This is a genomic window from Collinsella sp. AM31-2AC, assembly GCF_003469285.1.
GTDB lineage: Bacteria > Actinomycetota > Coriobacteriia > Coriobacteriales > Coriobacteriaceae > Collinsella > Collinsella aerofaciens_AT.
Genome location: NZ_QSJB01000025.1, coordinates 1 through 24,908, shown reverse-complemented (window position 1 = coordinate 24,908; position 24,908 = coordinate 1). Strand labels below are relative to the sequence as shown.

Here is a 24,908-nt window from a genome sequence, read left to right as displayed (position 1 = left end):
CTGAGTCCTGAGGCTGTTGCAATGAAAATGAGAATCAAGGATGCGTAATTTCATTATAAAAAGCTTAGATTTTTGTCTTGACAACTGAACCACTATATGTATAATAGGAATTGAAGTTAAATTAGATGCTAAAAATTTGTAATTAAGAAGGAGGGATTCGTCATGTTGGTATTCCAAATGCGTAATGTAGATAAAACATCTACTGTTTTGAAACAGACTAAAAACAGTGATTACACAGATAAATAAATACGTTAGATTAATTCCTACCAGTGACTAATCTTATGACTTTTTAAACAGATAACTAAAATTACAAACAAATCGTTTAACTTCTGTATTTATTTATAGATGTAATCACTTCAGGAGTGATTACATGAACAAAAATATAAAATATTCTCAAAACTTTTTAACGAGTGAAAAAGTACTCAACCAAATAATAAAACAATTGAATTTAAAAGAAACCGATACCGTTTACGAAATTGGAACAGGTAAAGGGCATTTAACGACGAAACTGGCTAAAATAAGTAAACAGGTAACGTCTATTGAATTAGACAGTCATCTATTCAACTTATCGTCAGAAAAATTAAAACTGAATACTCGTGTCACTTTAATTCACCAAGATATTCTACAGTTTCAATTCCCTAACAAACAGAGGTATAAAATTGTTGGGAGTATTCCTTACCATTTAAGCACACAAATTATTAAAAAAGTGGTTTTTGAAAGCCATGCGTCTGACATCTATCTGATTGTTGAAGAAGGATTCTACAAGCGTACCTTGGATATTCACCGAACACTAGGGTTGCTCTTGCACACTCAAGTCTCGATTCAGCAATTGCTTAAGCTGCCAGCGGAATGCTTTCATCCTAAACCAAAAGTAAACAGTGTCTTAATAAAACTTACCCGCCATACCACAGATGTTCCAGATAAATATTGGAAGCTATATACGTACTTTGTTTCAAAATGGGTCAATCGAGAATATCGTCAACTGTTTACTAAAAATCAGTTTCATCAAGCAATGAAACACGCCAAAGTAAACAATTTAAGTACCGTTACTTATGAGCAAGTATTGTCTATTTTTAATAGTTATCTATTATTTAACGGGAGGAAATAATTCTATGAGTCGCTTTTGTAAATTTGGAAAGTTACACGTTACTAAAGGGAATGTAGATAAATTATTAGGTATACTACTGACAGCTTCCAAGGAGCTAAAGCGCTCGGGACCCCATTAAGTATTTTTAAAAGCATGGTCGCAAGTTTCACTAGCAGCCATGCTTTTATTGAATCATTGTAGGACATTTTAAAGATAATTGCCCACTTTAAAATTAAACATGTGCTTAGAATCGTTCTAGGCAACACCAATAACAATCACTAATCACAAGTGATTTGTGATTAATTACTCATATGATCCGAGCACAAATGTGGAGACGGGGACCACACGCCCAGAGCTCCTTCCAGCCGATTTCTGTCACACGAGGGATTTTTGGCAGAACTCGTCAAGCTATTGGCCAGCGTTTGGTCAGCTTCCGGTACTTACCCGCATGATGCCCCAGTAGATAATCGGCGATGTCCGCAATCCGCGCGGTCAATGGCCGATACCAGGGGAGACGCAAATGGACGAAATCGTCTGCGCAAACACCGCATTCCGCTACTGGCGCTGCCCACCGCAGGTGCGCGATCTCTACCCGCGCCTACCAATCTCCGAAGAAGGCTGGCGAGCTCTGTCCCAATCGCCCTTTGTAGTCGACGTCCTCAAGACGCCAGTCATCACAGCAGCATCAACACGAAGCAACCTGCATTCCGAGACAAGGCGGACCATCCGATGGAACAGCGCCTATACAGAGAAGGTTTCCATCGACACGGGTATGGGCTTTAGCGTCACTGACCCTCTTAACACGCTATTCACCATGACTCGAAACGTTTCTTCATGCGATCTCGTTCTGGCTATGTACGAGTTTTGCGGATGGTTCTCTGTTTTTAAACCATCGGCCGCTGTCGACATGGCACTTGAACAGGCAAATTCAGAAGAAGAGCATTACACCACAGCGAGTCTGTTTGAACTAGACGAAACCCAAGACGAGGCCCCGTGGAAGCGAGTCTATGCTCGGGTGCACCAGAAGGACAGCGAGAATAATCAAAGTGGACAGCAGGATGATGGATCAGGAAATAAAGCTAACGGTAGGGGCACATCGCTCTGGATGAGAAAGCCTCTAATTGAAATAGAAGAACTTCGCAAATTTGCAGCGAAGGTTAAGGGCGAGATGTGGGGAAAGCAATTCTACGAAGCCACGAAGTAGGTAATGGGTATTGCGGCATCCCCGCTAGAAGTTGCTGGAATCATGTTGCTAAGTCATCCGAGGCGTGCCGGCGGAGCGGAGTTTAAGAACATATACGTCAACGACTTAACACCGCTGTCGAATTCAGCTCGGAAAATCGCAGGTCAGAAAATCTGTTACGGCGATATCGTCATCGTAAACCCAATAATAATGAAAGCTGTGATTATCGAACTTCAGGGAGAGGTTATCCATGGTTCAGGCGCCGTGCTGGACCACGATGCCGCACGAATGACAGCATTACAAAGCATGGGATACGACGTATTTCTTGTAACCCATGACATGCTCAATGATCACTATCAGCTTGATGCCATCATTCACAGTGTGTGTGAGCGATTGGAGTTGCGCTACAAACCAAAAACCGAGGCGATGAGATGCGCTGAGACCAGATTGCGAGCCAACGTTCTGTGCAATTGGCTTGGTATTGGTAAGTAATAATGTTCAAGTGAGCATTATTACTACTTTATATGCTGCAGTAATTAAGTGCCATTTTAAAACCACGCCGGTTTACTACGTTGGATTGGGGGTAGCTGAGCACACCGAATTCGTCGCTCGTAAAACCGCAGGTAGAATGCCTGCCCGTTTTGCGAATGTAGGCGTGTGGTCGGAAATCCGGGAATCGTCGTAGTAAACCGGTCCGTTTATGAAGCGACCAGCTGGCGCGAGCTGCGCACGGTTCAGTAAATTGACCCGGAGGCGCGGAGAGGGGCTCAGACGAAACCCTCCCGCGGAAGCACCGCGGATTGCTTTGTTCTGGCCGGCGGCACCTGGGGCGCGCCCCGCGGGCTATTTCGGGCATCGTGTGTCCCTTCGGCCCCGCGCCGTTCCACGCACCGTAAAATCTTTTCCAAAATTGTCCTTGCATCGGCGGGGGAGTTCCCGTATAGTGCTTTCTCGCACGGGGGCGTAGCTCAGCTGGGAGAGCGCTTGACTGGCAGTCAAGAGGTCAGGGGTTCGATCCCCCTCGTCTCCACCCGAGCATTGAATGAGGCTCCAACGCAAGTTGGGGCCTTTTTTCATATCTATCGATTTACGCCATGTGTTGACTGGGCAGCATCTTGGCGACATACCCATTGTTAATTACGAATATGAATGTTAATAACTTTACGTTTCTGGATAGCAAACCTAGTCTGCAGCGCCAATAACAAAGAGACCGGGCGTAATGCCCAGCCTCGAAATACTCTGGTGGGCCCTCCGGGATTCGAACCCAGAACCCAGGGATTATGAGTCCCCTGCGCTGACCGTTGCGCCAAGAGCCCTTATGAACGGTGAATGCAATTCTAGCAAAGGCAACTCAGGCCTAATTTCTTCGCTTCACGTCGTGAAATACTACCATGCACGAGCAAGTCGCACAACGCAAGATCAAGTTCGATGCTAAACAACAGCTAATCTAGGCCCGTCGCAGATAAGAAGTGTTTTATAAAAAGTTAAGGCCTTAAATTCAGGGCTTCAAGACATTTCAGCGTGAAATCAACCTGATGCCATTTCAAAACCATGCTGGTTTACTACGACGGATCGGCGACCTTCGACCACCGCGTGTTCTCAGTTTGCAAAACAGCAGGTAGAGAGTCCGACGGTTAACGAAAAGACGTGCGTGGTCGAACATTCCAGATTCATCGTAGTAAACCGGCATAGTTCTGAGGCGCGGATGAGGGACGGTTCGCAATCGGACCCGATAATGGGACTGGCGACGCATAGGAAATCCGGTTGCGCGGGGAGGGTCGCGTTCCGCGCGCCAAGTCGGCCGGCGTAGGGGCCGTGCGGGGGCCAGGCGCTCCGCAGGCTGGCCCGGCCCCGCGGGACTCCGGCGCCCGCCCCCCGGAAAGTTTTTCCAAAATTGTCCTTGCATCGCCGTCCGAGTTCCCGTATAGTACTTTTTCGCACGGGGGCGTAGCTCAGCTGGGAGAGCGCTTGACTGGCAGTCAAGAGGTCAGGGGTTCGATCCCCCTCGTCTCCACCCGAGCATTGAATGAGGCTCCAACGCAAGTTGGGGCCTTTTTTCATATTGGCACACAAGGTCAAAGGCGGCACCATGATCCTCCTGGTCGACAAGATCGAAAAAAGCTTCGGCGCACGCGTCCTCTTTAGCGGCGCGTCCTTCCAGATCAACCCCGGCGAGCGCTTCGCGCTCGTGGGCCCCAACGGCGCCGGCAAAACCACCATGCTCAAAATCATCATGGGCATCGACAGTCCCGACTCCGGCCAGGTCCAGTACGCAAAGGACTGCCAGGTGGGCTACCTAGAGCAGGAAACTAATCTGGAACAAAAGGACACCACCATCCTCGCTGAGGTCATGGCCGCCGCCAAGGAAATCCGCCGCATGGGCGAGCGCGCCAACGAGCTGCAGGCCCAGATCACTGAGCTCTCCGAACAGGGCAAGGACGTTGACGCGCTCCTTAACGAGTACGGCCAGGTCCAGGACCGCTTTGAGCACCTGGGCGGCTACGAGCTCGAGAGCAACGCCCGCAAGATCCTGTCCGGCCTTGGCTTTAAGGTCACCGACTTTGAGCGCCCGTGCTCCGAGTTCTCGGGCGGCTGGCAGATGCGCATCGCGCTGGCCAAGCTCTTCCTGCGTCACCCCGACCTGCTGCTTCTGGACGAGCCCACCAACCACCTGGACCTCGAAAGCGTCCAGTGGCTGCGCGGCTTTATCGCCAACTACGATGGCGCCGTGCTCATCGTCAGCCACGACCGCGCTTTCATGGACGCCTGCGTCGACCATGTCGCCGCTCTCGAAAACCGCCGCGTGACCACCTACACCGGCAACTACAGTAGCTACCTCAAGCAGCGCGAGGACAACCTGGAGCAGATGCGCGCCAAGCGCGCCGCCCAGGAGCGCGACATCGCCCATATGCAGGTCTTCGTTGACAAGTTCCGCTACAAGCCCACCAAGGCTGCCCAGGCTCAGGAGCGCATCCGCAAGATCGAGCAGATCAAAAAGGAGCTTGTCATCCTACCCGAGGGCCACAAGCACATCGACTTTAAGTTCCCCGACCCGCCGCGCTCCGGCGACATGGTCGTGGGGCTCGAGGGCGTGGCCAAGTCCTACGGCAACAAGCACATCTACAGCGACATCGAGCTCAAGCTCTACCGCGGCGAGCACGTGGCACTCGTCGGCCCCAACGGCGCCGGCAAGTCCACGCTCATGAAGATCATCGCCGGACTGGAGCCGCCCACCACCGGCACCCGGGACCTGGGCACCAACGTAGGCGTAGCCTACTACGCCCAGCACGCACTCGAGGGCATGACCGAGTCCAATACCGTCCTGCAAGAGATTGACACCGTCACGCCCAAGTGGACCGTGCCGCAGCAGCGCAGCCTGCTGGGCGCCTTCCTGTTTAGCGACAACGACGCAATCGAAAAGCAGGTACGCGTCCTCTCCGGCGGCGAAAAGGCGCGTCTGGCGCTCGCCAAGATGCTCGTGGCTCCCGAGGCGCTCCTGTGCCTGGACGAGCCCACCAACCACCTGGACATCGACTCGGTGGACATGCTCGAGAACGCCCTGCAAAACTTCCCCGGCACCATCGTGTTGATCAGCCACGACGAGCACCTGGTGCGCGCCGTGGCCAACCGCATCATCGACATCCGCGACGGCAAGGTCACTGTCTACGACGGCGACTACGACTACTACCTCTACAAGCGCGAGGATCTCGCGGCCCGCGCCGCCGCCGAGGCGGCGGGGGAGAGCGCGCCCGCCGCGGCCAAGTCCACCAAAGCCAGCGCCGCCCAGGCCGACACCCCCGCCGCGGCGCCTAAGCCTGCCGAGGGCAAAAAGACCAAGGAACAAAAGCGCGCCGAGGCCCAGGCCCGCGCCGCGCTCAACAAAAAGCTCAAGGGCGTACGCAACCAGCTCAAGAAGATCGAGGCGGAGCTCGACAAAAAGCGCGCCCGCTATGACGAGCTTATGGAATTGATGGCAAGCGAAGAACTTTATGCCGATCAGGATAAGTTCAACGCCGCGCTCGTGGAATATAACGGGCTTAAGCAAGAGCTGCCCAAGCTCGAGGACGAATGGCTCGAGCTTTCCACCCAGATCGAAGAGGAGACCGCGCGTGAACTCTCGTAAAGCCGCCGCCGTGACGATGAGCATCATCGCCATCGCGTGCCGCATCTGCGGCATCTTTATGAGCGCGATGACCGTGCTGTTGTGCTTTAGCGGCCTGACCGCCAAGCTACAGATTGTGGGCTTCGTCGTTGAGCTTTCTCGCGCACTGCCGAGCGCCATCGCCGGCTACGGCGTCATCACCTCACCCTTTGGCGGCGTGTTCCGCTTGGATTACGCTATCGTGGCCGTCATTTTGTTTGTGGCCGATTACCTGCTCACGCGCGCCTCGCGCCGCGTCCGCTAGGGGAGCGCCATGTCCAGCAGCTACCTCATGAACCTGCTCGCCAGCGCTGTCGCCGTCATCGTGGGTATTGTCATCCACGAGAGCGCGCACGCCGCCGCGGCCTGGGCGCTCGGCGACAAGACGGCGCGTTCGCGCGGTCGCGTGTCGCTCAATCCGCTCAACCATATCGACCCGTTTGGCACCATTATCCTTCCGCTGCTCATGCTTGCCGCCGGCGGCCCGGTGTTCGCCTTCGCCAAGCCCGTGCCCGTCTACCTCAACAACCTCAAGCACCCCAAGCGCGACGAGGTCCTGGTGAGCGCGGCCGGCCCCGCATCGAACATCGCCCTCGCGTGCCTCGCGGCCGCTCTCATGCACGCAGCGTACGGCAGCCTCTACGCCAGCATGTCCTTTGCCGTGGCGTCCCAAATCATGAACTTCTGCGCCACCTTTATCGTGGTCAACCTGTCGATTGCGTTCTTTAACCTCATTCCGATTCCGCCGCTTGACGGCTCGTCAATCATCGTGCCGTTCCTCAAAGGTAAGGCGCTCTCCAACTACTACCAGCTGCAGCAATACGCCATGCCCATACTCATCATCGTGCTGTATCTGCTGCCTATGTGGACAGGCATCGATGTGATCGGCCGCTATTTCGACGTTACCGTGTATCCGCTGGCTGAGCGGCTGCTCGACTTCGCAATCGCCTGCATCTAGGGTAAACTTACAGGTCGACCGCGCAAAACGGTCGCAACATGCACCCAAACCGCGCCGCGAAGGCGCCGTCAAAGGAGGTCGAAGATGTCGTATCGCGTGTCGACGCAGGTCTACAGCGGACCGTTCGACCTGCTGCTGCAGCTGGTAACCCGTCAAAAAGTAGATATCGGCGCCATCTCAATCAGCGAGGTGGCCGAGCAATACCTTGCCGAGGCCGAGCGCATCGAGGCGCTGGACCTGGACGTGGCGAGCGACTTTTTGCTGGTCGCGGCAACCCTTTTGGACATTAAGGCCGCCTCGCTGGTGCCGCAGGAGGCCCCGCGCAAAGCCGACGACGATGACGAGTTCGACGAAGATCTCGAGGAGCTCAGCGCGCTCGACGGCGACGCCCTGCGCGAAGTCCTGATTCAGCGCCTGATTGCCTACAAACAGTTTAAGGGCGCAGCGGCGGCTCTCGGTGCGCGCATGCAGGCCGAAAGCCGCATGCATCCGCGCGTGGCCGGCCCCGACCCGGAGTTTTTGGGCCTTATGCCCGACTACCTGGCTGGCATCACGCTGCGCGGTCTCGCCGTCATCTGTGCCGACCTGGATGGCAAGCGCCAGACCTTCCTGCTGGAGGCCGAGCATGTGGCGCCGCATCGCGTGCCGCTTGACCTGACGGTGGCCTCAGTCGACCGCTTTACCATGGCGCACCAAACCTGCACCTTCCGCGAGCTACTGGACGGCGATGCCACCACCGAGCAGCTCGTCGTCACCTTCCTAGCTATGCTTGAGCTCGCCAAGCGCGGCTCGCTCACGATGAGCCAGGACGAGATCTTTGGAACCATCCGCATCAACCGCGTCGAGGGCGCCGAGGCCTACGTGCCTGGCGAGGGCCCCGAGCTCACCGAATAGGAGCCGCAACCATGTCAACCCTTTCCACGCTGGAGGCAAACAGCCTCAAAGGCGCCCTCGAGGCGCTGCTGCTGGTGTCGAGCGACCCGGTGAGTGCGCCCGCGCTGGCCGGCGCACTGGATATCGCCCCAGGCGAGTGCGCGTCGCTTTTGGCCGAGCTCAAGGTTGAGTACGAGGAGGCCAACCGCGGCTTTCAGTTGCGCGAGGTCGCCGGCGGTTGGCGCCTGTTCACGCACCCCGCCTACCACGACGTGGTCGAGGCCTATGTGTTGAGCTGGGACACACAAAAACTGTCGCAGGCGGCGCTCGAGACCCTGGCCGTCATCGCCTACCACCAGCCCGTCACGCGCGAGGTGGTCAAGGGCATCCGCGGCGTCAACTCCGACGGCGTCATCGCGTCGCTCGTGGACAAGGGTCTGGTGCGCGAGCTCGGTCGCGACCCCGAGCGCGGTCAGGCCATCATCTACGGCACGACCAACGCTTTCTTGGAAAAGTTCGGCCTGCGCTCCACCCGTGACTTGCCCGATCTGGAACAGTTTGCCCCCGACGAGCAGTCCCGCCAGTTTATCCGCGAGCGCCTGAGCGGCCGCAGTATTCAGTCCACGCTCGAGGAGCAGGCCGAGGACCTGGACGAAGAGCGCGAACTGCTCGATACCGATGTTGAAGATGTTGAGGCAGTCGAGGACTTGGAGACCCTGGTCGTCGACGAGACCTCGGAGGATTTGCATGACGAGGACTAACGAAGTAGGGGAGACGCGCACCGCCGGCGTCGCGGGCGCGCCCGCGACCGATGCCCAGCCCGTCTACCCACACACGATGCGCCTACAGCGCTTTTTAGCGCGCGCGGGCGTGGCGAGCCGCCGCGGCTCGGAGGACCTGATGACCGCCGGCCGCGTGACCGTCAACGGCCAGGTCGCGACCGAACTGGGCACCAAGGTCGACGTCGATCGCGACCATATCGAGGTCGACGGCATGCCTGTTAAGCTCAACCAGGGCGCCGTGTACCTGATGCTCTACAAGCCGACCGGCTACCTCACCACCATGAGCGATCCGCAGGAGCGCCCCTGCGTGGCCGACCTGGTCCCGCGCGACCGCTTTCCGGGGCTCTTCCCGGTGGGTCGCCTTGACCGCGACACCACGGGCCTTTTGCTCTTTACCACCGACGGCGACCTGTCGCAGGATCTGCTGCACCCTAGCAAGCACGTCTACAAGACCTACCAGGCGCTCGTGGATGGCCACCTGACCGATCGCGACTTGGAGCCACTCCGTCGCGGCATCGAGCTCGACGACGGCCTATGCCAGCCGGCGATCTGCCGCGTCATCAACGCGCGCGAGGCCGAGGCCGTGGCTCCGCAAGGCGTAAAGCCCGGCACCACCGCCGTGGAGGTCATCATCCGCGAGGGCCGCAAGAACCAGGTCAAGCGCATGCTGAGCAAGATCCACCATCCGGTGATCCGTCTGCACCGCTGTAACTTTGCCGGCCTGGAGCTCAAGGACGTGGCCAAGGGCTCGTGGCGCGAGCTCACCGACCGCGAGGTGCAGATCCTCAAGGCCGGAGGCATCCCGCCTAAGCAGGCCGCCTCCAAGCGCGCCGCCGCGCCCGCGACCAACACCGCAAGCCGCACGCGCCATCACGGCAGCCACGGCTCCGCGCCCAAGCGCAACACCTACCGCGAGCGCTACACGAGCTAACCAGTCCGCCAAGCCCTAGCGTCCGCGTCCCATACCAGCACGTCAACCACCGAAAGGAAGCATTGCATGATCGTCGCCATCGACGGCCCCGCCGGATCCGGCAAGTCCACCATCGCCAAGGAGATCGCCCGCCAGCTGGGCTTTAACAAACTCGACACGGGCGCCATGTATCGCGCCGTCACCTTCGCCGCGCTCGACCGCGGCATCGACCTGGACGACGAGGCGGCCATCGACGCCCTCGCCGAGCAGATCGAGATTCGCTTTACCAACGGCATCGGCGAGGACACGCGTCTGACCATTGACGGCCAGGACGCATCGGCTGCCATCCGCACCCCGCAGGTGGACGCCAACGTGTCAAAGGTCTCGGCCTATCTGGGTGTGCGCGCCGCAATGCTCATCCACCAGCGCCGTGCCGCCGAGGATCGCGATATCGTCGCCGAGGGTCGCGACATCGGCACCGTCGTGTTCCCCAACGCGCAGGTCAAGGTCTTCCTGACCGCCGACCCGCGCGAGCGCGCCCGTCGTCGCGTGCTGCAACGCCACCAAAACGACGCTCAGCCGCTCAGCACAGAGCAGCTCGAGACCGAGGTCGACGAAACCCTCGACGCCCTCAAGCAGCGCGACAAACTCGACAGCAGCCGCGAGGTCGCACCGCTCGTGCCCGCCGAGGACGCCGTGCACGTCGACTCCACCGCCCACACCATCGACGAGGTCGTCTCGATAATCGAGGACCTCATCAACCAAAGGAGGTAGCCCATGCGCCTGTTTAAGCAGACGCCCGAGGATTACTACAACGCCCCCTACGCCGAGTTCCCGGCGCTCATCCGCGGCACCGTCGTCGTAGTCATGGCCATCCTTTGGGCCTTCTCCAAGCTCATGTGGCGTTGGAAGGTCGAGGACGCTGACCTGCTGTTTGAGCGCCAGGAAGGCCGCGGCAGCGTGGTCATCTGCAACCACACCTCGATGGCCGAGTTGCTGGCCGTGGAGACGGCACTGTTCTTTGGCGGCCGCCGTGTGCGCCCCATCTTTAAGTCCGAGTTCGCCAAGAGCAAGATCGTGCGCTGGGCCTTTAGCCGCGTGGGCGGCATTCCCGTCGAGCGTGGCACCGCCGACATGAAGTGCCTGCGCGCCGCACAGCATGCACTGCAGCGCGGTGAGGACGTCCTGATCTTCCCCGAGGGCACGCGCATCCGCTCGCGCGAGATCAAGCCCGAGGTCCACGGCGGCTTTGCGCTTATCGCCCAGATGGGCAAGGCGCCCGTCAACCCACTCGCCATTTGTGGCTGGTCCGACATTACGCCTAAGGGCAAAAAGCTCATGCGCCCCAAAAAGTGCTGGATCCGCGCCGGCAAGGCCATCTCGCTATCCGATGCTCCGGCCGAGCTCAAGCGCAAGGAGCGCCTGGCTTGGTTTGAGTCCGAGGCCATGGGCCGCGTCTACGCCATGCGCGACGACCTGTGCGCCGAGCACCCGGGCAGGTTCTAGCCATGGGTGAGAACGTCATGAATACCGCTGCGGCCGCCGCTGAGGAGGTCGTCCCCACCATCGAGATCGCTGCCCACGCGGGCACCTGCTACGGCGTACAGCGCGCGCTCGACATGGCGCTGGCCGCCGTGCCGCAGGCAGACGAGAGCACTCAGGTCCACACACTGGGTCCGCTCATCCATAACCCCATTGTGGTACGCGAGCTCGCCGAGGCAGGCGTTGGTCTGGCCGATACCCTGGACGATGCCGCAGCGGGCACCGTGATCATCCGCGCGCACGGCGTGGTGCCGCAGGTGATCGATGCCGCACGCGAGCGTGGTCTCGACGTGGTCGACGCCACCTGCCCCTACGTGAAGAAAGTCCACGTGGCGGCCGAGCGCCTGGTGCGCGAGGGCTACCGCGTGATTGTCGTGGGCGAGCCGGGCCACCCCGAGGTCGAGGGCATTCTGGGCCACGCCGGCGATAACGCTCAGGTCGTGAGCTGTGCCGCCGACGCCGACGAGCTGTCGCTCAAGGGCAAGGTGGGTCTGGTTGTGCAGACCACCCAGACCGCGCAGAACCTGGCCGAGGTTGTGGCCTCCATCACCCCACGCGTGCAGGAACTGCGCGTGATCAACACCATTTGCGCAGCCACGAGCGAGCGCCAGCAGGCAGCCGCAACCCTCGCCAACCGCTGTGATTGCATGGTCGTCGTAGGCGGCAAAAATTCGGGCAACACGCGCCGCCTGGCGCAGATTTGTGCCGATGCCTGCGAGCACACGCACCACATCGAGGAGGCTTCCGAGCTTGAGGCCGCATGGTTTGCCAACGCGCGCCACATCGGCATCACTGCCGGAGCCTCTACCCCGCAAGAACACATCGAACGCGCCGTTGCGCGCATCAAGGAGCTTTGCCGCTAATCATGGACCAGACCGTACCCGCATACGCCGCCGAGGTGGCCGATTACGGGCGCAGCCGCGACCCCGAGCCGGGTGAGGGCGCGCTCGTTAAGAACGTGCGTCCCGAATCGCCCGCATGGGATGTGGGTATCGAGCCGGGCATGCGCGTGCTCACGGTCAACGGCGAGCAGCTCACCGACATGATCGTATGGCTTTGGGAAGCCGACGACGACACCGTCGAGTTGGAGGTTTTCGACCCGCGCGACGGCACCGTCACCCCCGTGGAGCTCGACCGTTTTCCCGGCGAGGACTGGGGCCTAGAGTTCGACGGCCCCATCTTTGACGGCATGCGTACCTGCGTTAACGCCTGCGTGTTCTGTTTTATGACCATGCTGCCCAAGGGCGGCCGCTCCACGCTCTATATTCGCGACGACGACTATCGCCTGAGCTTTTTACAGGGCAACTTTGTCACGCTCACGAACCTTTCCGACGAGGACGTGCAAAACGTCATCGACCGCAACATGAGTCCGATGAACGTGTCGGTCCACGCCGTGAGCCCTGATGTCCGCCGCCGTATGATGGGCCGCAACGCCCAGCGCGGCATGGATGTGCTCGAGACCATCATGGCCGCTGGCATTGAGATCCATGCGCAGATCGTGCTGTGCCCCGGTATGAACGACGGCGAGGAGCTGGAAAAGACGCTACGCTTTTGCGAGGAGCACGAGCAAATCACCAGCCTGGGCATTGTGCCGCTCGGTTTTACCAAGCACCAGAACCGCTTTAGCTGGTCCTACAGCGACAAGCCCGAGCTCGCACGCGAAACCATTGCCATGATCCGGCCTTTCCAGGACCGTGCCTTCGAGCGCTTTGGCCGCCACACCTTCCAAATGAGCGACGAGTTCTATCTGGACGCCGGCATCGAGCCGCCCGAGGCAGACTTTTACGACGGCTACCCGCAGTACTATGACGGCATCGGCATGATCCGCTCCTATCTGGACGAGACCGACAACGTGCTCGCCGCCGATGCCGAGCGCCTGACCCGCGTTCGCGAGGGAATCGCCGCCCGTGACCAGCGCCTCCTGTGCCTTTCCGGTGCCAGCGCGCGCGATACCGTGGCGCGCTTTGTGGAATCGCCGCACGGCCTCGCCGGCACCGTCACAGCCATCAAAAACCGCTACTTTGGCGGCAACGTGGACGTGACCGGACTCATCGTCGCGAGCGATATCCTGGAGCAGCTGCCGCAGGACCTGTCGGGGGTTATGCTCTTTGTGCCTAAGCTCATGTTCAACGCTGACGGCATGACGCTTGACGAGTATCATCGTGACGATTTACTCGCAAGCCTTACCAGTCGCGGCGCCGAGGTTCATGTGGTGTCAACCATGCCGCATGAGCTGCTCGATACCCTGGAGCACATCCTTGGCATTGTGCCTGCCGACTCTACTAATTCCGCTGACCCTACCCATTAAAGGAGAGCAGATGAAACCTATCGTCGCCGTCGTCGGTCGCCCCAACGTGGGCAAGTCCACGCTCGTTAACCGCCTGGCCCAGACCTCGGACGCCATCGTCCACGAGTCCCGCGGCGTCACGCGCGACCGCTCGTATCACACGGCCGATTGGAACGGCCGCGAGTTCACCATCGTCGACACGGGCGGTATCGAGCCGCTCAAGAGCGACGACGTCTTTGCCACGTCCATCCGCGACCAGGCGCTCGCCGCCGCCGAGGAAGCGGCCGTCATCCTGTTTGTGGTCGACGGCCGCACCGGCGTCACCGAGGAGGACGAGTCGGTCGCCCGCATGCTCAAGCGCTCGGACAAGCCGGTCTTTCTGCTGGTGAACAAGCTCGATAACCCCGATCGCGAGAACGACAACATCTGGGAGTTCTATTCGCTCGGAATCGGTGAGCCCACGCCGCTCTCGGCCCTACACGGCCATGGCACGGGCGACCTGCTCGATGACATCGTGGCTCTGCTCCCCGAGGAAGAGGACGAGGTCGCCGACGAGTTCCCCGACGCCCTGAACGTCGCCATCATCGGCCGCCCCAATGCCGGTAAGTCTTCGCTGTTCAACCGCATTCTGGGCGCCGACCGCTCTATCGTGTCCAACATTGCCGGCACGACGCGCGACGCCATCGATACCGTCGTCGAGCGCGATGGCAAACATTACCGCATGGTCGACACCGCGGGTATTCGCAAGAAGAGCACCGTGTACGAGAACATCGAGTACTACTCCATGGTCCGCGGCCTGCGCGCCATCGACCGCGCCGACGTGGCACTGCTCGTCGTCGACGCCTCCGTGGGCGTTACCGAGCAGGACCAGAAGGTCATGGGCTTGGCCATTGAGCGCGGCTGCGCCATCGTCGTGCTGCTCAACAAGTGGGATCTGCTCGACGACGACCGCAAGCGCGAGGCCTGCATGGAAACCGTCGACCGCCGTCTGGGCGTCATGGCTCCCTGGGCCCAGTACCTGCGCATCTCGGCCCTCACCGGCCGCAGCGTCGAGAAGATCTGGGCGATGGTCGACGCCGCCGAGAAAACGCGCTCGCAAAAGATCTCCACCTCGCGCCTCAACACGTTCCTCACCGACCTGCGCGAGTTTGGCCACACCGTGGTGGACGGCAAGCGCCGCCTGCGCATGCACTACGTGACCCAGACGGGCGTCAACCCGCCGACGTTTACGTTCTTCGTCAACCACAGCGACCTGGTCAACGACACCTACCAGCGCTATGTCGAAAACCGCATGCGCTCGACCTTCGACTTCGCCGGTACGCCCATTCGACTCTTCTTTAGGAAGAAGGAACAAAAGGATGCTTAATCCGATTCTGCTGACCGCCATTTGCGCCGTGGCCTCGTTCTTTATCGGAGCGATTCCGTTTGGCCTGATCCTGGGCCGCGTGTTTAACCACACGGACATTCGCAAGGCGGGCTCCGGCAACATCGGCACCACCAACGCGCTGCGCGTGGCCGGCCCCAAGGTGGCCGCGCTCACGCTGCTGCTCGACTGCCTTAAGGGCGCCATCTGCGTCCTTATCGCCCGTCCGCTCATCGCTGATCTGGGCTATGGTTTTCCGCCGAACATCTTGGCGCCTGGAGCCCCCGGCGACTGGATGCTCGGCGTCATTTGCCTCGCTGCCGTGTGGGGACACATCTTTTCTCCCTACCTCAACTTCCACGGCGGCAAGGGTATCGCAGTTGGTCTGGGCGTCATCCTCGCTTGGTACTGGCCTATTGGCCTGTCGCTGCTGGGCATGTTTATCGTGGCCGTCGCCATCACCAAGTACGTGTCAGTGGGCTCGCTTGCCGCCGCCATCGGTCTTCCTATCGCTGCCTGCGCGGTCTTTCCGTACAGCAGCCTGGGTCTCAAGTTTTGCATGGCGATGATCGGCATCACCGTGGTGTGGGCCCATCGCGCGAACATCAAAAAGCTCATGACCGGTAAGGAGTCCAAGCTCTCGTTTACCAAGCGCGTCACCGAGCCCGACGATAAGTAGGAGAGAGTCATGAATGTTGCGCTGATTGGCTCAGGCTCCTGGGGAACCGCCGTCGCCGGCCTTGCCGCCGCGCGCGCCGAGCGCGTGACCATGTGGGCCCACAGCGAGCAGACGGCCGCCGGCATTAACGGCGAGCACCGTAATCCCCGCTATCTGGTGGACTACGTGCTGCCGGAAAACGTTGTCGCCACGACGGGCTTGGCCCAGGCGCTCGACGGCGTCGAGGCCATCATCTTTGCCGTGCCTTCGACACACCTGCGCGACGTCTGCCACCAGGCGGCGCCGTTCATTGCGGACGAGACGCCGGTTCTGTGCCTCACCAAGGGCATCGAGCCCGAATCCGGCCTGCTCATGAGCGAGGTCATCGCCAGCGAGATCGGCAACGAGTCGCGTGTGGCGGCGCTCTCGGGCCCCAACCATGCCGAGGAGATCTGCCGCGGCGGACTTTCTGCCGCCGTCATCGCCAGTGAAGACCAGCAGGTGGGGGAGACCTTTAAGGAGCTGCTGCTTTCCACGGCCTTCCGCATCTACCTGTCGCAGGACATGACGGGCGTCGAGGTCTGCGGTGCCATGAAAAACGTCATCGCCATCGTGTGCGGCATCTCTGCCGGCTCGGGTGCGGGCGATAACACGCTCGCCCTCATCATGACGCGCGGCTTAGCCGAGATCAGCCGCCTGGTGCACGCCCGCGGCGGCCAGGCTATGACCTGCATGGGACTTGCCGGCATGGGTGACCTCATCGCCACCTGTACCTCGGAGCATTCGCGCAACCGTACCTTTGGCTACGAGTTTGCCCACGGCGTGTCGCTCGACGAGTACCAGGCACGCACGCATATGGTGGTGGAGGGCGCCGTCGCGGCCCGCAGCGTCAGCGAGCTCGCCCGTTCACTGGGCGTAGACATTCCGCTCACCTTTGCCGTGGAGCAAACGCTCTACAACGGTGTTACTTTGGATAGGGCGCTCGAGATTCTTACCGATCGCGTACCCTCCCAAGAGTTCTACGGACTCACCGACTAGCGCAGAAAGGCTTCTACCATGGGTTCCATCAAAATTGCTCCGTCCGTCCTCTCGGCCGACATGGCCAACCTCAAGGGCGAACTCGATAAGATCGCCGGTGCTGACTACGTGCACTTCGACGTCATGGACGGTCACTTTACCGGCAACCTGACTTTTGGCGTTGACATCCTTAAGGCCGTCAAGCGCTCCACCGATGTACCGGTCGACGCGCACCTCATGGTGTCGAACCCCGACGAGACAGTCGATTGGTACGCCGACGCCGGTGCCGACATGATCACCGTGCACTATGAGGCCTCCACGCACCTGCACCGCACGCTCACCCATCTGCAGCAGCGCGGCGTCAAGGCCGGCGTGGTACTCAACCCCGCAACGCCCGTCTGCGTGCTCGAGAGCATCATCGACGTTGTCGACATGGTGCTGCTCATGAGCGTGAACCCCGGCTTTGGCGGCCAGAGCTTTATCCCTGGTACTATTGCCAAACTGCACGAGCTTACGGCCATGTGTGAGCGCCACGGCGTTTCGCCCCTGATCGAGGTCGATGGCGGTATCTCTTCCAAGAACATCGCTGAGGTCGTCAAGGCCGGCGCCAACGTGCTCGTAGCCGGCTCTGCCGTATTTAAGTCCGAAGATCCCGCCGCCGAGGTTGCGCTGCTGCAGAAGCTGGGCAACGAAGCCACACAGGAGGCATAAACCCTTATGACCGCAGGTCAAAACCGCATACCCGTGAATCTTGACTATGCCGCCTCGACGCCCATGCGCGCCGAGGCGCGCCTTGCGCAGCGCGAATATGACGACAGCGAGCTTGCCGGCGTCAACCCCAACTCGCTGCACTCGCTTGGCCGCAAGGCCGCCGCACGCCTGGAAGTCGCCCGTCGCGAGATAGCCCGTAGCTTTGGCGCACGCGTTCGCCCGTCCGAGATCATCCTGACCAACGGCGGCACCGAGGCTAACCAGCTGGCGCTGCTCGGTCTTGCCGAGGGCGCTCGTCAGCGCGATCGCAAGCGCAATCGTGTCATCGTTTCAGCCATCGAGCACGATTCGATTCTGGACAACCTGCCGCTGCTGCGTGCCGCCGGCTTTACCGTCGACCTGGTGCAGCCCTGCCGCGCGGGCTACGTTGAGCCTGCCACGCTTGTCGAGCTGCTCGGCGACGACGTGGCGCTCGTGAGCATTATGGTCGCCAACAACGAGACCGGCGTGGTGCAGCCCATCCGCGAGCTGACCGCCGCCGCACATGCTTCCGGCGCCTTGTTTCATACCGATGCCATCCAGGGCTACTTGCATATTCCGCTCGATGTCACCGAGCTAGGCGTCGACGCCATGACCGTTGCCGCGCATAAGATCGGCGGCCCTGTGGCGTCCGGCGCGCTCTACGTTAAGAACCGCACGCCGCTGCGCCCCCGCATCTTTGGCGGCGGCCAGGAAGCCGGCCGTCGCGCCGGTACGCAGGATCTGCGCACGCAGCTGGCTTTTGCCGCTGCCGCTTCTGTGTTGCTGCCGAATGTGGACCGCGAGCGCGCGACGCTACAGGCCCTGTCCGATAAGCTCTACGCCACGCTTACAGCCCATCCGCGCATTCACGCCACGATAGGCGACTACGCGCAGGCCGATCGTCTGCCGGGTATGGTTTCGATCTACGTCGACGGCATGGACTCTGAGGAGCTCATCATCAAGCTCGACGCCGCCGGCTTTGAGGTTTCAGCCGGATCGGCCTGCTCGAGCGGTAGCATGGATCCCAGCCACGTTTTGAGCGCGATGGGCATCGGTCGCGAGCAGGCGCTGGGTGCCCTGCGCATCTCCTTCGATGACCGCGTGAACCCAGCTGACCTGGACGACTTTGCCCAGACGCTACTCTCGATCGTAGGCGCCGCATGATCGTCGCCGAGCTTGAGCGCGCGCTGCTGGCACGCTATCCCAAGACCGATGCCGAGAGTTGGGACCATGTAGGACTCTCCGTCGGCGACCCTGCCGCGGAGATTACCGGTGTTGCCTGCGCACTCGATGCGACCGAAGCCAATGTGCACCGCGCCCAGGAGGCCGGCGCCAACGTGCTGCTAACGCATCATCCCATCTATATCAAGGCGCCCGAGGCGTTTTGTCCGTCGGATTCCACACGCCCCCAATGCAGCGCGGCGCTCTACGAGGCAGCGCGTTGCGGCGTGAGCATTATCTCGCTCCACACCAATCTGGACCGTTCGCACGAAGCGCGCACCTGCCTGAGCGAGCTGCTGGTCGCCGCACCCGTGAGCTCACTGGAGCACGTGGACGACCCCGAGGCCACCGGCCTGGGCGCGCTTGCAACGCTCAACGACCCGTGCACACTGCGCGATCTTGCTACCCGTGCTGCCACGGCCTTCGGCAGCGACCCGCGTGTGTGGGGCGAAGCCGAGCACACATGCCGTACCGTCGCTATTTTGGGCGGCTCTCTCGGCGACTTTGGAGAGCTCGCCATCGCCGCGGGCGCAGATGTTGTCGTGACGGGCGAGGCGGGCTACCACGTGGCGCAGGACCTCGCTCTGCGCAGTCTGGGCGTCATCTTGCTCGGCCACGATCGCTCCGAGGAGCCGTTCGTGGATATCTTGATGAACTCTGCGGTTGACGCCGGGGTCGACCCCCGTCATGCGATTAAAATACTGAACCCTTGCCAATGGTGGACTGTGACAAAAGGAGAGAACTTATGAGCGCCGGCGCTACGCTACTCAAGCTGCAACAGATCGATTTGGAGCTCGCCCGCAACAAGAGCGAACTTGCCAATATGCCGGAGCTCAAGGAGCTCGCCTCAAAGCGCAAAACCTATGTAAAGCTTAAGTCCGAGATGACCAAACTCTATGCTCAGCGCAAGGACCTGGACATTGAGCTGGACGATCTCAACACCACCGAGATCCAGACCAACAACGCCATCGAAGCTGCCAAGAAGCGCCACGTCGACGGCTCTGACTACCGCGAGGTCCAGGATCTGGAAAATGAGCTCGCCACCCTGGCCAAGCGCCTGGACAAGATTGAGCACACCCGCAAGGATGTCGTTGTCGCCCACAAAGAGGCGCTCGACCGCGAGACCCGCGCGCAGGCCATCATCGCCAAGTTCGAGGAGGGCGTGAAGGCCGATACCAAGGCTGCCCGCGCCAAGGCTGCCGATCTGCAGGCTCAGATTGATGCCTCCACCAAGGAGCGCACCGCGCTTGCCGCCACGCTACCGACCGACGTGCTCACCGATTACGAGCGTCTGCTCAAGCAGTTCCGCGGCCTGGCCGTCGAGACCATCAAGGGCAACATCCCCACGGTCTGCCACACCGCGCTGCAGGCGTCATCCATGAGCGACCTCAACCACGACGGTAGTGAGATTACGCACTGCCCGTACTGCCACCGCCTGCTCGTGCTCCTCAGCAAGGAAGCCTAACGATGGCGGCGGCACCCAACAATTCAATGCAACTTGAGGGAAAAACGATCCTGCTGGGAATTACCGGCGGGATCGCCGCCTATAAGTCGTGCAATATCGTGCGCCTGCTGCAAAAGCGCGGCGCCCACGTCAAGGTCGTCATGAGCGAGCACGCCACGGAGTTCGTGGGGCCGCTCACCTTCCGCGCGCTCACCAATGAGCCCGTTGCCGTGGGCCTATTCGACGACCCCTCCGACCCCATCCACCATATCTCGCTGGCGCAGGAGCCCGACGTGGTGGTCGTGGCGCCCGCGACGGCCAACATCATAGCTAAGATGGCCAACGGCATCGCCGACGACCTCATCTCCACCACGCTGCTTGCCACGCCGCGCCCCATCGTGATCGCACCGGCCATGAACAATGGCATGTGGAAGGCACCGGCCACGCAGGCCAACATGGCCACGCTGCGCGAGCGCGGTGTCAATGTTGTGGGTCCGGGTAGCGGTTACCTTGCCTGCGGCGACGTGGACACGGGACGCATGAGCGAGCCCGAGGACGTCGTCGAGGCTGTCTGTGAGGTGCTCAACCCCGTGCCGCAAGACCTGACGGGCAAGCGCATCGTCATCACCGCCGGCCCCACGCACGAGCCGATCGACCCCGTGCGCTTCATTGGCAACCGTTCTTCGGGCAAGATGGGTATCGCCCTGGCGGGGGAGGCCGCACGTCGCGGTGCCGCCGTCACGCTCGTGCTGGGACCGACATCGCTCGACGTTCCCCGCGGTGTGGAGTGCGTGCACGTACAGACCGCCTCAGAAATGCTCAAGGCAGCGCTGAGCGCCTTCCAGACGGCCGACGCGGCCATTTGCGCCGCCGCCGTCGCCGACTACACGCCGGCGGCCCCGGCGGACCATAAGCTCAAAAAGGCCAACGAGCGCCTGGATCGAATCGAGCTCGTCGAGACCGTTGACATCTTGGCCGAACTTTCACGCCAAAAGGGCGATCGCCTCGTAATCGGCTTTGCAGCCGAGACTGATAACGTCGTCGAGTACGCCGAGCGCAAATTGACCCGCAAAGGCTGCGATGCCATTATCGCCAACGATGTCTCACGCGCCGATTCGGGCTTTGGAACCGACACCAACAAGGCTTGGATCGTGAGCATAGCGGGTACGCAAGAACTACCCGTACTAACAAAACCCCAGCTCGCAGATACAATTTTGGACTTGCTTCAAAATTTGTAAAAAAGTTCTTGCACAAGGACAAAGTTTCGGGTTAATATACTCCCTGTTGCGAGCGAGAGCAGAGCAACAAACAAAAGCTTCGGGACGTGGCGCAGCTTGGTAGCGCACTTGACTGGGGGTCAAGGGGTCGCTGGTTCGAATCCAGTCGTCCCGACCAGAAGTTTGCAGGTCAGGCACTTAGTGCCTGACCTTTTTTGTTTTAAGTAATTGCTTAATTTTCAGTAAGCAACAGGGTGCCAAAAATCTACCTACGCGATAATCGCCTTTTGCGGCTACTTGCGCGTTTTGCACGCGCTTGAGCCGATTTATTAACGCGATATGAATCTACATACGCGTAGCTGGTATACAGCCGAGTATTGGCTGTATTTATCGCGGCGATTTACACGGATATAGCGACTGTAACGAACAAGCGTGTCGCTGTATTTATTCCAGTAGTTCACTTGATCGGTGGACAAGTGGGCTGTTGCAACGAAACGGCAAGCGGGATGAACTCTATACGAGGGCGCAGCTGAGGTAATGGCGGGGGAGTGCGGCGGGCGCTCTGAGAGCCGCTGTACGACCCCATTTCTCCTCAAGCCGACTACCTGTGCCACGAACGATAAATTGTTCGAGTAATCGCCAAAAGAATAGCCCGCGCGGGATTGCACGGGCCTTACATCAGATCAAATTTGAGTTAGAAGCACCAAACGGGGCAGACGCAACGCCATCTCGTCGCGGCCTCGGCGAGCGACATATCGCAGTCGAGGTAGACATCGGGGAAGTCGTCAGATCCCCCACAGGGGGACCGCGATGGTGGCCACCGCGCCGCCCGAGGGGCCGTTGGCGAGCGAGACGGAGCCCCCGTGGGCGCTCGCGGCCTCGGAGGCGACGTGGAGGCCGAGCCCGTAGTGGCGGTCTCCGTCGCGCGAGGAGCGGGAGGAGTCGTCTGTGAAGAGGCGCTCGCAGCCGCGTTCGAGGGCGGCGGGAGAAAAGCCCGGTCCGTCGTCGGCGACCTCGATGACGAGGTACTCGCCCGCGACGTCGCAGGAGACAGCTACGCGCGAGCGTGCGTGCTCGGCGGCGTTGGCCACGAGGTTCGCGGCGGCTCGCGCCAGGGTGGTTCGGTCGAGTGGGGCCTTGGGCGCGCCCGCGACAGCGGGGCCCGTGGCCGCGTCGAGCGCCACGCCTCGCGCCCGGGCGATCTGGGCGGCCTCGGCGAGAACCTGCTCGCAGAGCTCGGCCGGCCGCATGGGGGTCCTCTCCGCCTCGCCGGACCCGCGCGAGGCCTCGATGAGCAGGCGCACGTAGCCGTCGAGCCTTTCGACACCGTCGGCTATGTCGCGCGCGGCGGCCGAGAGGTCGCCGTCATTCTCATCTTCCAGCTCCTCCGCCACGAAGTCGGCGTTGGCGCGCAGCACGGTGAGCGGCGTCTTGAGGTCGTGGGCGAGCGACGCCATCTGCTCGCGCTGCCCCCGCTCCGCGGCCCAGCGGGCCTCGAGCGACTCGGCGAGGGAGGCCCGCATGGCATCCATCGCGGCGAGGACGTCGTTCACCTCGCGCACGTTGGTGCTGCCGACCGCGAAGTCGAGCTCCCCCGCACCGACGCGCCCCGCCGTCTCCGCGAGCGGCGCCATCTTGCGCGAGATCACGCGGCTCGCGCGGCGCGCCACGAGCGCGAGCGCGAGCGCGCTTCCCGCCGTGGCGCCGACGAGCATGAGGCTCTGCGGGTTGGGAAGCAGGCCGGCGAGATCGCGCGAGACCCACTGCGGCAGGTACTCGCTGACGAGTGCGCAGGCCCCGCCGCCCTTGAGCGGGAACGCGGCGTAGGTGAGGCCCGAACCCCCGCCCTTGATCTCCACTGTGCCCGGATCCGCGGCGAGTGCAGTACGGGCCATTTCCGTCGCGTTCTCGAGCCGCGTGCTCTCGAGGTCTGTCATCAGCACGTTTCCGTCTTTGTCCAGGATGAGGTAGCGGTACGCCGTCGGCACGTCCTGCTGCCCGCAGACGCCGTCGCGTGCCAGGCCCTCCGCGACCTCGCGCGCATTGGCCGGCCCCCAACTTGCCTCGTAGACGAAGCCCGCGTTGATCGCCAAGGAGAGCACCATGAACGAGGCGAGCCACGCCGTGGCGACCGCCGCGAACGCGTAGGCGAAGTAGCGCGCGATGACGAAGGAGAGCGGCATGCCGCCGCGACCTCGCGCCCCGATCCTCAGAGCTGCCACTTGTACCCCATCCCCCAGACGGTCGCGATCGGATCGGCGCCGGCCTCGGAGAGTTTCCTCCGGGCGCGGCTGACCTGCATGGATATGGCCGCGTCGTCGGCGTCGCTCTCCCAGCCGAGTACCGCCTCGCGTATCTGCGCGCGGCTCATGACCTGCCCGGGGTGGCGGGCGAGGTACTCGCAGATGGCGTACTCGGTGGGCGTGAGCGGCACGGCCTTGTCGCCCACGGCGAGGCCGCGCGCCCCGAGGTCGATCCGCACCTCCCCGAAGGAGAGGGCGTGCGAGCGCGGTCGGCGCTCACGGCGAAGATGAGCCGCGACCTTGGCGCGCAGTTCCGCGGCCCCGAAGGGCTTGCGGACGTAGTCGTCGGCGCCCAGGCCGTAGGCGGCCACGGCATCTTCCTCGGCCACGCGCGCGGTCAGGAAGACGATGGGCCCGTCAAAGTCCGGGCGGATCTGCCGCACGAGCTCGAAGCCGTCGAGCCCCGGCATCATGACGTCGCAGAGCAGGAGGTCGAAGCGCGAGAGGTCCATCCCCGGGACCGCCGTCGGGTCCGCCGCCCTGACGACCTCATGGCCGTCGCGGCCGAGGACTCGCGCGAGCGCGTCGAGGATCGCCCGTTCATCATCCACTGCCAGTATCCTAGCCATGTTGACCTCCTGAAACTCTCGTCGGAATTGTACTAGCGCCGCACTCAGCGGTCCAGAGCCCTGCGCGCAGCGCCGACCCCCAGCCGGCGTCGAGCAGGGCATTCCCGCCCAGGACGAGCGCTGCGGAGAGGAGGACGAGCACAGCGGCGAGCGGCCTCCTACGCATCTGCCCTCCCGTCCTCGAAGCGACAGAACCAGGCGAGAAGGACGGCGTCGGCTGCCAGGGTGAGCACGAGGCCAGCGAGCGCAGTCGTGAGGAGTGGGCCCGCCGCGCGTGCGGCGTCGATGAAGGCCTCCACCCCGAGCGACCCCAGGCGCGCGGGCCAGGCGAGCGGCACCCAGCTCAGGGGCGTCGCCAGGGCACCGGTGAGCTCGCCGGTCATGAGACCGTGCGCAAGTCCGCCCACTGAGAAGAACGCGAGGAGCATCCCCGCCGCGCCGGCGCCGATGGTGGCGTTGCGGCCGAGGCGCAGGGCCACGCCGAGCCACAGCGCGTAGAGGGGCAGGCTGCCCAGCACGATGCCCGCCCACGCGGCCGCAAGCGGAGCGGGCCCGAGCGGCAGGCGCCCGGCAACGGCGAGCACGGCCCCGAACACGCCGAGCGCCACGGCCAGCGCGGCG

At 61.3% G+C, this 24,908-nt stretch carries 24 protein-coding genes, 4 tRNA genes and 1 pseudogene; 25 read left to right on the top strand and 4 right to left on the bottom strand.

The window, feature by feature from the left end; all coding sequences use genetic code 11:
* Positions 1–162: 162 nt before the first annotated feature.
* The 5 genes from DW796_RS09615 to DW796_RS09590 all read left to right on the top strand — a co-directional run bounded on the left by DW796_RS09615 (position 163) and on the right by DW796_RS09590 (position 3,300).
* Complete coding sequence (locus tag DW796_RS09615; RefSeq protein WP_001865637.1) at positions 163–246, top strand: 23S rRNA methyltransferase attenuation leader peptide; 84 nt, start codon at positions 163–165, stop codon at positions 244–246.
* 124 nt (positions 247–370) lie between these two features.
* Positions 371–1,108, top strand: coding sequence for a 23S rRNA (adenine(2058)-N(6))-methyltransferase Erm(B) (erm(B), locus tag DW796_RS09610; RefSeq protein WP_002292226.1), 738 nt, complete (start codon positions 371–373; stop codon positions 1,106–1,108).
* 499 nt (positions 1,109–1,607) lie between these two features.
* The gene (locus DW796_RS09600) at positions 1,608–2,291 is read left to right on the top strand and encodes a hypothetical protein (protein ID WP_118095046.1); all 684 of its coding nucleotides are present in this window, start codon (positions 1,608–1,610) and stop codon (positions 2,289–2,291) included.
* Positions 2,292–2,294: 3 nt separating this feature from the next.
* Positions 2,295–2,762, top strand: a complete 468-nt coding sequence (locus DW796_RS09595) for a hypothetical protein (protein WP_118095044.1) — start codon at positions 2,295–2,297, stop codon at positions 2,760–2,762.
* A gap of 465 nt (positions 2,763–3,227) precedes the next feature.
* Positions 3,228–3,300, top strand: a tRNA-Ala gene (locus tag DW796_RS09590).
* A gap of 210 nt (positions 3,301–3,510) precedes the next feature.
* Here the strand turns inward: DW796_RS09590 and DW796_RS09585 are convergent.
* Positions 3,511–3,586, bottom strand: a tRNA-Ile gene (locus DW796_RS09585).
* 625 nt (positions 3,587–4,211) lie between these two features.
* Between DW796_RS09585 and DW796_RS09580 the strand changes: the two genes are divergently transcribed.
* The 20 genes from DW796_RS09580 (at position 4,212) to DW796_RS09485 (ending at position 21,593) form a co-directional block, all read left to right on the top strand.
* A tRNA-Ala gene (locus DW796_RS09580) sits at positions 4,212–4,284 on the top strand.
* Positions 4,285–4,359: 75 nt separating this feature from the next.
* Positions 4,360–6,393 (top strand): ABC-F family ATP-binding cassette domain-containing protein, encoded by a 2,034-nt coding sequence (locus DW796_RS09575; protein ID WP_118095042.1) that lies wholly within the window; start codon positions 4,360–4,362, stop codon positions 6,391–6,393.
* A complete protein-coding gene (locus DW796_RS09570; protein ID WP_233539722.1) occupies positions 6,380–6,676 on the top strand; it encodes a hypothetical protein in 297 nt (98 codons plus the stop codon). Before DW796_RS09575 ends, DW796_RS09570 begins: the two co-directional genes overlap by 14 nt.
* A 9-nt stretch (positions 6,677–6,685) precedes the next feature.
* Entirely contained in the window at positions 6,686–7,369 is a 684-nt protein-coding gene (locus DW796_RS09565) for a site-2 protease family protein (RefSeq protein ID WP_118095040.1), read from the top strand.
* Positions 7,370–7,453: 84 nt separating this feature from the next.
* Entirely contained in the window at positions 7,454–8,263 is an 810-nt protein-coding gene (locus DW796_RS09560; RefSeq protein WP_118095038.1) for a ScpA family protein, read from the top strand.
* A gap of 11 nt (positions 8,264–8,274) precedes the next feature.
* A complete protein-coding gene (scpB, locus tag DW796_RS09555; protein ID WP_118095036.1) occupies positions 8,275–9,003 on the top strand; it encodes an SMC-Scp complex subunit ScpB in 729 nt (242 codons plus the stop codon).
* Positions 8,990–9,955 carry a pseudouridine synthase gene (locus DW796_RS09550; RefSeq protein WP_118095034.1) on the top strand — a complete coding sequence of 322 codons (966 nt, stop codon included), beginning with the start codon at positions 8,990–8,992 and terminating at the stop codon, positions 9,953–9,955. Before scpB ends, DW796_RS09550 begins: the two co-directional genes overlap by 14 nt.
* A gap of 66 nt (positions 9,956–10,021) precedes the next feature.
* Positions 10,022–10,708: a (d)CMP kinase gene (gene cmk, locus DW796_RS09545; RefSeq protein ID WP_118095032.1), complete on the top strand. Its 687-nt coding sequence runs from the start codon at positions 10,022–10,024 to the stop codon at positions 10,706–10,708.
* Positions 10,709–10,711: 3 nt separating this feature from the next.
* A complete protein-coding gene (locus DW796_RS09540; protein ID WP_118095030.1) occupies positions 10,712–11,440 on the top strand; it encodes a lysophospholipid acyltransferase family protein in 729 nt (242 codons plus the stop codon).
* A gap of 2 nt (positions 11,441–11,442) precedes the next feature.
* Positions 11,443–12,339, top strand: a complete 897-nt coding sequence (locus tag DW796_RS09535; RefSeq protein ID WP_118095028.1) for a 4-hydroxy-3-methylbut-2-enyl diphosphate reductase — start codon at positions 11,443–11,445, stop codon at positions 12,337–12,339.
* Positions 12,340–12,341: 2 nt separating this feature from the next.
* Complete coding sequence (locus DW796_RS09530; protein ID WP_118095026.1) at positions 12,342–13,784, top strand: DUF512 domain-containing protein; 1,443 nt, start codon at positions 12,342–12,344, stop codon at positions 13,782–13,784.
* Positions 13,785–13,794: 10 nt separating this feature from the next.
* Positions 13,795–15,129: a ribosome biogenesis GTPase Der gene (gene der / locus DW796_RS09525; RefSeq protein WP_117636030.1), complete on the top strand. Its 1,335-nt coding sequence runs from the start codon at positions 13,795–13,797 to the stop codon at positions 15,127–15,129.
* Positions 15,122–15,805 (top strand): glycerol-3-phosphate 1-O-acyltransferase PlsY, encoded by a 684-nt coding sequence (gene plsY, locus DW796_RS09520; RefSeq protein WP_118095024.1) that lies wholly within the window; start codon positions 15,122–15,124, stop codon positions 15,803–15,805. Before der ends, plsY begins: the two co-directional genes overlap by 8 nt.
* Positions 15,806–15,814: 9 nt before the next feature.
* Positions 15,815–16,822, top strand: a complete 1,008-nt coding sequence (locus DW796_RS09515) for an NAD(P)H-dependent glycerol-3-phosphate dehydrogenase (RefSeq protein ID WP_118095022.1) — start codon at positions 15,815–15,817, stop codon at positions 16,820–16,822.
* A gap of 18 nt (positions 16,823–16,840) precedes the next feature.
* Positions 16,841–17,512: a ribulose-phosphate 3-epimerase gene (rpe, locus tag DW796_RS09510; protein ID WP_118095020.1), complete on the top strand. Its 672-nt coding sequence runs from the start codon at positions 16,841–16,843 to the stop codon at positions 17,510–17,512.
* Positions 17,513–17,518: 6 nt separating this feature from the next.
* Positions 17,519–18,697 (top strand): cysteine desulfurase family protein, encoded by a 1,179-nt coding sequence (locus DW796_RS09505; RefSeq protein WP_118095018.1) that lies wholly within the window; start codon positions 17,519–17,521, stop codon positions 18,695–18,697.
* The gene (locus DW796_RS09500) at positions 18,694–19,503 is read left to right on the top strand and encodes a Nif3-like dinuclear metal center hexameric protein (RefSeq protein WP_118095016.1); all 810 of its coding nucleotides are present in this window, start codon (positions 18,694–18,696) and stop codon (positions 19,501–19,503) included. The genes DW796_RS09505 and DW796_RS09500 overlap by 4 nt, the downstream gene beginning before the upstream one ends.
* Positions 19,500–20,219 carry a zinc ribbon domain-containing protein gene (locus DW796_RS09495; protein ID WP_118095014.1) on the top strand — a complete coding sequence of 240 codons (720 nt, stop codon included), beginning with the start codon at positions 19,500–19,502 and terminating at the stop codon, positions 20,217–20,219. The genes DW796_RS09500 and DW796_RS09495 overlap by 4 nt, the downstream gene beginning before the upstream one ends.
* A 2-nt stretch (positions 20,220–20,221) precedes the next feature.
* Complete coding sequence (coaBC, locus tag DW796_RS09490) at positions 20,222–21,436, top strand: bifunctional phosphopantothenoylcysteine decarboxylase/phosphopantothenate--cysteine ligase CoaBC (RefSeq protein ID WP_233539721.1); 1,215 nt, start codon at positions 20,222–20,224, stop codon at positions 21,434–21,436.
* 80 nt (positions 21,437–21,516) lie between these two features.
* Positions 21,517–21,593 (top strand) — tRNA-Pro (locus DW796_RS09485).
* Positions 21,594–22,200: 607 nt separating this feature from the next.
* Here DW796_RS09485 and DW796_RS09480 read toward each other — a convergent pair.
* The 3 genes and pseudogenes from DW796_RS09480 to DW796_RS10460 form a co-directional block, all read right to left on the bottom strand.
* Positions 22,201–23,598 carry a HAMP domain-containing sensor histidine kinase gene (locus DW796_RS09480; RefSeq protein WP_118095012.1) on the bottom strand — a complete coding sequence of 466 codons (1,398 nt, stop codon included), beginning with the start codon at positions 23,596–23,598 and terminating at the stop codon, positions 22,201–22,203.
* Between the two features lie 26 nt (positions 23,599–23,624).
* The gene (locus tag DW796_RS09475; RefSeq protein WP_118095010.1) at positions 23,625–24,287 is read right to left on the bottom strand and encodes a response regulator transcription factor; all 663 of its coding nucleotides are present in this window, start codon (positions 24,285–24,287) and stop codon (positions 23,625–23,627) included.
* 158 nt (positions 24,288–24,445) lie between these two features.
* Positions 24,446–24,908: pseudogene (locus DW796_RS10460) on the bottom strand (lantibiotic ABC transporter permease); the annotation flags it as partial.